The organism is Xenorhabdus miraniensis (genome assembly GCF_002632615.1).
Window position 1 is genome coordinate 372,464 of sequence record NZ_NITZ01000002.1, and the last position, 6,289, is coordinate 378,752.

6 protein-coding genes are annotated in these 6,289 nt (G+C 47.2%); all 6 read right to left on the reverse strand.

The genetic code is table 11. The features are described from left to right. Positions 1-22: 22 nt before the first annotated feature. Positions 23-646: a restriction endonuclease fold toxin 5 domain-containing protein gene (locus Xmir_RS03600; RefSeq protein ID WP_099113063.1), complete on the reverse strand. Its 624-nt coding sequence runs from the start codon at positions 644-646 to the stop codon at positions 23-25. 1 nt (position 647) lies between these two features. Continuing rightward, positions 648-992 carry a hypothetical protein gene (locus tag Xmir_RS03605; RefSeq protein ID WP_099113064.1) on the reverse strand — a complete coding sequence of 115 codons (345 nt, stop codon included), beginning with the start codon at positions 990-992 and terminating at the stop codon, positions 648-650. Continuing rightward, positions 989-1,486 (reverse strand): DUF4123 domain-containing protein, encoded by a 498-nt coding sequence (locus tag Xmir_RS03610; protein WP_099113065.1) that lies wholly within the window; start codon positions 1,484-1,486, stop codon positions 989-991. Before Xmir_RS03610 ends, Xmir_RS03605 begins: the two co-directional genes overlap by 4 nt. After that, a complete protein-coding gene (locus Xmir_RS03615) occupies positions 1,483-3,501 on the reverse strand; it encodes a type VI secretion system Vgr family protein (protein WP_099113066.1) in 2,019 nt (672 codons plus the stop codon). The genes Xmir_RS03610 and Xmir_RS03615 overlap by 4 nt, the downstream gene beginning before the upstream one ends. A 32-nt stretch (positions 3,502-3,533) precedes the next feature. Then, the gene (locus Xmir_RS03620) at positions 3,534-5,315 is read right to left on the reverse strand and encodes a type VI secretion system baseplate subunit TssF (protein WP_167385932.1); all 1,782 of its coding nucleotides are present in this window, start codon (positions 5,313-5,315) and stop codon (positions 3,534-3,536) included. Between the two features lie 625 nt (positions 5,316-5,940). Continuing rightward, complete coding sequence (locus tag Xmir_RS24485) at positions 5,941-6,105, reverse strand: hypothetical protein (protein WP_167385933.1); 165 nt, start codon at positions 6,103-6,105, stop codon at positions 5,941-5,943. Positions 6,106-6,289: the final 184 nt, after the last annotated feature.

Sequence of the window (6,289 nt, forward strand, 5' to 3'; positions counted from 1 at the left end):
TATTATCTCACTAAAATGAAAGTTAAATTGTATGAAATACTGTAATATTAGGGTGGATAGAAAACCACCTTGTGTAGTAAGCAAAACTGATAGGTTGCAAAAAGTGCCAGTGAGATCTTGGAATTCCATCAAATGCATCACATACTTCTTGTTGCCTTTCTGCTTGATTAATCATGGATAAATGCCCGCTTTTGCTAACTTTCCACCAATCCATCGGTACTCCATTTTTAAAAAATTGATCGTACAGAGCCTTAGCTTCTAGAAATAGACAATTTTCTGGTTTCCAGCCATCAAAATTTACTGTTTGGCACTTCCATGTCTGAATGGCAACCAATGCAGGATCGTATGTTGTTCCGGCAATTCTTGTTTGATACTCGATAGTGATATTTGAATACGATGGACACTTTTCCCAAAACACTACAACCTGACCTATTGCCGGGCACTTATCACACTTTTCTCTTGTTGTACTTATGGCATCAGTCCGAGCTTCTGCTTTATCTTTTTCGTCTGTTTTTTCTTTATCTTTCGTACCTTCCATGATACCAACAGCAACTAATCCTGCTACGCAGGCAGCAAGTGTCCATTCAGCAGCAGCTAAAAGAGCAGATCCAGCAGCCGGCGCTCCAAGAACTAAGGGACCTGGCATATCAATTTCTCCTTTTCATTAAGTTTTCCACTACCCGCAGATAGTCACGATATTGTTGTTCTGGGTTATCACCCGCTTTCAGCATATTTTTAATTTCAGGCGAATTATGAAAATTTCGATTAAATGCAACAAAATAGAGGTAAGAGCGGATCAATTTTTCCTCTTTAAACCCCATACCAATCAAAGCCAGATATGCTTCTTTTAGCCGTTTATGCAGGCTGTGCTCGTTTTCGTGCCTGACTGATTCAGCCTGTTCTGTCTGGATCTGTTGCCGAATTTTGGTGATATACGCCTCATCTTCTGCATCAATAAATTTAGCGACCTGTTCCTTGCTGAGTTTAATCATTGTTGTGCTCCTTTCATGGAATAAAACTGACCATCCCGCCAATAATTCCACTCATCAATAGGTTGTGTGAATGCGGTTAATTGTTCCTGACTGAAAATATCCGGGAGTTGATGCAGAATGCGGGGATCGTAAAAACGCAACAGTGCCGTTTCACCGCTTTCCAGTTGAATATTCAGATAAGGCTCAAAATGACGGGTGAGTGCATCCAACGATTGTGTGGTATACAACCATGAAACGGCAGGAAACGTTTTTTCCAGTTTTAAAAATTTCGCCATGGGTACCGTGTCGTGCGTGATGTCACACAACCACGGCCCGGCAAAGGCAATTTCTGCATCAGGGTATCGCCTGAACAGCGGATTATTCAGGCCCGCAATGTAAGTCAATTCCTCATCAAAGAGGCGTTCATACTGGAGGCCATCAACCAGTGCGTATCTTTTCATATCGGGATGTATCTTTTGATATTCCTGCCATTCTTCCTGCGAGACCGCGATCATGATTGCCCCCTGATAACCATTGCAGAACCCCCTAATGCCGCTTTCATTAAGCAACTGATACAAATTTTCTCCGGGGGCGATGCCAAGACAGCCTCCGCAGCCTGTGCTACGTTGATTGGTTTCAGTTTATCCAGCATATCCGGCAACTTGCCGCCCCAGCCTGAACCCGTGCCGGGCGCACCACTGCCGAAGTTCACCACAGCGCTGCTGGTGATCCCGCCTGCATCGATTTTCAGAAAATGCCCTGCCGCCTGAATGGTCAGTTCAGCACCCGCATCAATCACGATTTTAGCGCCGGAACTCAGGTGAATTTCATTGCCACTTTGCGTTAACAGTGCATCGTCGGCCTTGATATGGAGCTTTTTCCCGGTGGACAGCGAAATGTCATTATTTGCCTGTACCCGGTATTCATTATCAACGCGCAAATGCGCATCATTCTTGATATGGTGTGTCTGGTTATGGCCCACATTATAGGTTTCGTCATTGAGAATGTGCGCGTTGATATCCTTTTGCGCATGAATAAACACTTCTTCACTGCCTTTCGCATCCTCAAAACGCAGTTCATTAAACCCTTCGCCCTTATGGGTTTTGGTTTTAAACGTGGTGCGGGTCTTGGCTGCCGGTAAATCCAGCGGCGGGCGGTTCAGGCCATTGTAAACGCAGCCGGTAACTATCGGGCGGTCAATATCGCCGTTGAGGTAAGACACAATCACTTCCTGCCCGATGCGCGGTATCGCCATAAAACCAAAGCCGTTGCCGTTCCAGCCCTGGGCCACACGCACCCAGCAGGATGCGCTGTCATCGGCCTTGTCGTAACGGTTCCAGTGAAAATGTACTTTAATCGCCCCGTCTTTGTTGACGAAAATTTCTTCGCCTTCCGGCCCGACAACGGTCGCGCTTTCATCCCCGTCTGCCAGTGGCTTGTAATGAAACGGGGGGCGCCAGTCCGCATAACCATCGATAAAGCTGAAATCGTTACTCAGTGTTGTGCCTTCGCCGCTATTGTCTTCCAGAGCCTGCGGGCAGCGACCATGATGGCTTATCCCGACAATCTGCCAGCGGGTATTGAGCGGTGTATGGGGATGGTTTTCAATTTCGAAGATTTTGCCCGGCATTAGTTTAATGCAGTTGCTGTGACCACTGCCGCTTTGGGTCTGGTTTTTCAGCACTTCGTGGCGGTATTTGACGAAGGGTTTGCCTTCGGCTTCCCGCTGAAAACGGCCGTAACTCTCGTAAATGGTATACGGTGTGAGTGTGCCCATTGCCTGATATTCCGGGCTGCTCTCCAGTTGATACACCTGAGAAAGCGGCCTGTCTGGATTGTAATCCCGGTGGATGCTGCGCTTTGGCGCCATCCTCACGCCAAGGCGTACCTGATAAATCACATCCTGCCCGTGAGCCGTATCCGGCTGGGGCTGGTATTGCAAAGGCAGATTGGCTGTCATTCCCAAATGGCTGTCACTGAAAAACAACGTTTCATCCTCAAACCAGAAACTGATGCCTTCTTCCGCTGCCAGCCGGCAGAAGAACGCATAATCAGATTCCCGTTTCTGGGTGGTGTATTCCCGGTTCTGGTGTGTATCTTCCAGTTGGGAATCAGCCTGAACATGGTGTTTTTTCAGCAACAGCCCGATGATATCCGGCACACTCTGGCGGTGATAAATATGGCTGTCCTGATTGAGGGTCAGCCGCCAGAGGAACGGACGCACGGTGAAAGTATACAGTGTCTTATTACCATCGGTGCCGCACCAGTTGGCATGGGAAATGATGCCGGTGATTTTGCGTTGCTCTGTCTCATTGAGGAAGACCTGTAAGACCGCTTCTTGCATCAACAACGCGGTTAAATCGATTTCTGTCTTTGGTTTGAAGGGATTGTCGGGCAGGGACTGAACCAACGTCAGGTTCAGGGTAAAGAGATCAGAAAGCCCTTCCCGCAGGGTAAAATCCGCCACAGCAAAGGTATTTTCCGGTAAATTTCCCATCCGGCAAAGAAAACGTAATCCACTTTTTGGCATGGTTACCTCCTTATTTTTTGTTTGTTACAGCATTACATCTCACTACGCTGGCCAAGCCGCTGTCTGAATTCCCACAACACGGTCTGTGCACCCTGTCGATAAATTTTTAACATAATGAAATTATCCCGTACGACAAAGCACGTCAGCAATTGGTCAACCATCCGGCAGAATTGATACATCACGCCGTCATTTTCATAACACGCCGGATCAAGGTAGATATGCAGTGTGTTACCATTGATGGGGATACCTTGTCTGCTGTAGTCAAGGCGGCGGTCTGGCTGGGCATCAATACGGACAATGCCGTTAATATGCTGCTGCATCCGGCGGCTGAGGGCGCGATCATACCCGGCATAACAATCATACAAACGCAGAAAATCTTTCAGTGATTCGGCGTGGAAAAGCAAAAACGGCGGGCAGTTTAAGAGGTTGATCAGTGACCAGTCCGATTTTCCCATCACCATCGGCGGAAAATCAGGGGAAACCGGTGTGATATTGCTTGCGTATAAATGGGCGGGCACCGATTCTTGGGTAAACGTAATCTCACCGATAGCCAGCTGCATGGCCTGCAAATGGTAGCCGATAAAGTGCGCACATATGGTCTGGGGGGACAGGTTATTCGCGGCTTTCCCATCCATCCCGGAAAAGTGTATCTGATTGTGAAGACGTCCCAGCAAATCGTCAGTTATCAGTGACTGAAAATAGACGTTATCGGGTTCACCGGCATCCAGCAACCAGTCATTTTTGGCGTGAAACTGGTCAATTGGCAAAAAATGGCAGGGCTTGCCACGTGGAGCGCTGCCCTGAGTGACTTTCTCGCCGGGCTGCTTCGCTGTCCGGATGCTTTGCACACGGAAAAGCCGTTCTGTTTCAGCCAGTGGCAGCGGATAACACGGGGTATCCGGTAACAATGAAACAGGCGGGCTGACCATTGGCACCAGATGAACCGCCGGGACACAACCCAACTGGAAGGCATCGCCCAGTTCGTCTATTGGCAGCTCCCCTTGCAGGCGGATAACCAGCTCACAAGTGCCATCCGGGTTTAACGGCAAATCGCGTGACTCATTGATAGCTAACGTCATAAAACTGAACACATGAGGCAGGCAGTAATACTCCGTCATCTGTTGCAATCGCGCAACAGGCAGGTCTTCGGTGGGGAGCAGGGGGTGCTGTAAATTCTCAGGCCAGCCCAAAAAATCACTGTGACTGAGCCTTTTTTCGTCCCCTGCCGTGCGCCAATAGACCTCATCAATGTGCATATCCAGCCACAGACTTAATTGGGCTGCCCGGTTTTTATCAGTCCCCAGAAAGAAAGGCAGCTTTCCACCTGACCAGCCAGACACTGCGTTGCCTGTCTGATGCAGCGTCAGCACAATATCGCTGTATTCGCGGGTCTTTTGGATCTGTTTATCCCGCATAACAAAAGGTTCAATATGCAAGGGGCGGCAGGTATGAAACTGGAAATGTTGTTCCCCCACAGCAGCAGTAATCGGTACACTTTGCGGGATATCTATCGTCCCCTGATGAACACCCTGATGGGGGGTGAATTGGATGATCGTTGTCGGGGGAACCGGGCGTAAAGTGTGAGGCCAGATGCGCCCCAACATTTCATGAGTGATTTGTGGAATACTGTCCTCAATGGTACTGCGTAAGTTTGAAGACAGCAGTGCAAAGCCTTCCAACAGACGTTGGATATCAGGATCATTGGGGTGCTCCAGAAATTCGGCTAAATAAGGATTTTCAGCGGCCGCCAACTTCATCTTTTCGCGCAGGTAGGCCAATTCCTGTAGGTACAGAGACTCCTTCTGATTTTTCACTTTACTCTTCCCTTGCACAGATACTCAAATGAATAATTTATCGGCATTTAATTTAAAATGTTTATAAATAATAAAGAAATCAGGATCAAATTGGCAATTATATGGAATTTTACGTTAATTAAATTAATAAATTTTGACTTTTGTCTTATCTAACAAAAATTTTAAAAAACCGGCTGGATAACCCTTTGACCCTGCCCAACTAAATCGTTAACATCTTATCTGTATCTTAATGATCTCATCGCCTGCAAAGATCGCCTTCGGGTGGCGAAACAAAACTCCCGTAGCCTGAAAGGGAGAGCAAAATTGCGGTACATCTGCACACTTTTGGAAGCAGATATCTTCGGACACCTAACCCACCGTCTGGCGATGAAAGTTTCTTAAACTCAAAATACCCCAGAAGGGTATTTTTATATTGTCACCCACGTTTCTTGAACGTTGGATCAGTTACTTACTTTTCATATCAACATCAAACCCTATTTTCATTTTTCTTTTACCTAATGGCATTGAGCTGCATTCTGATTTCATTTCACGTCATACATACAGCGTGACCTTTGCACATCCAGTTCATACTTCTCACTGTCTCTGCCTGAATTATTCAGCGGACAGATTTTCTGCACACAAACAATTAACCCGTAGCTACCGTTTTACCTTTAACCTTGCGGCGTTTTGCAGTGCCTGCTGGCATTTCAACGCTCACACGACTTTTGCTGACCGTTTGCAGGCTTAAGGCGTCACTTTTGGCTGGTTTACCGCTGAAAGTGACGCCACAGCCAAAGAATAACCGAACCATGACAGGCTCATACCTGCTTAACCACACAGTGCATCTGACACTGCATTTTATAGATTGAAAAAGGAGAACTTGACGATATTGAGGCTGATGTGATGGACGTCCCCTTTTTCAGTGGAAAATAGTGCCATCTTTTATCCGATGCACTGAATTTCGGGAGAACATCTCATGAGTACGATCAAAGTAG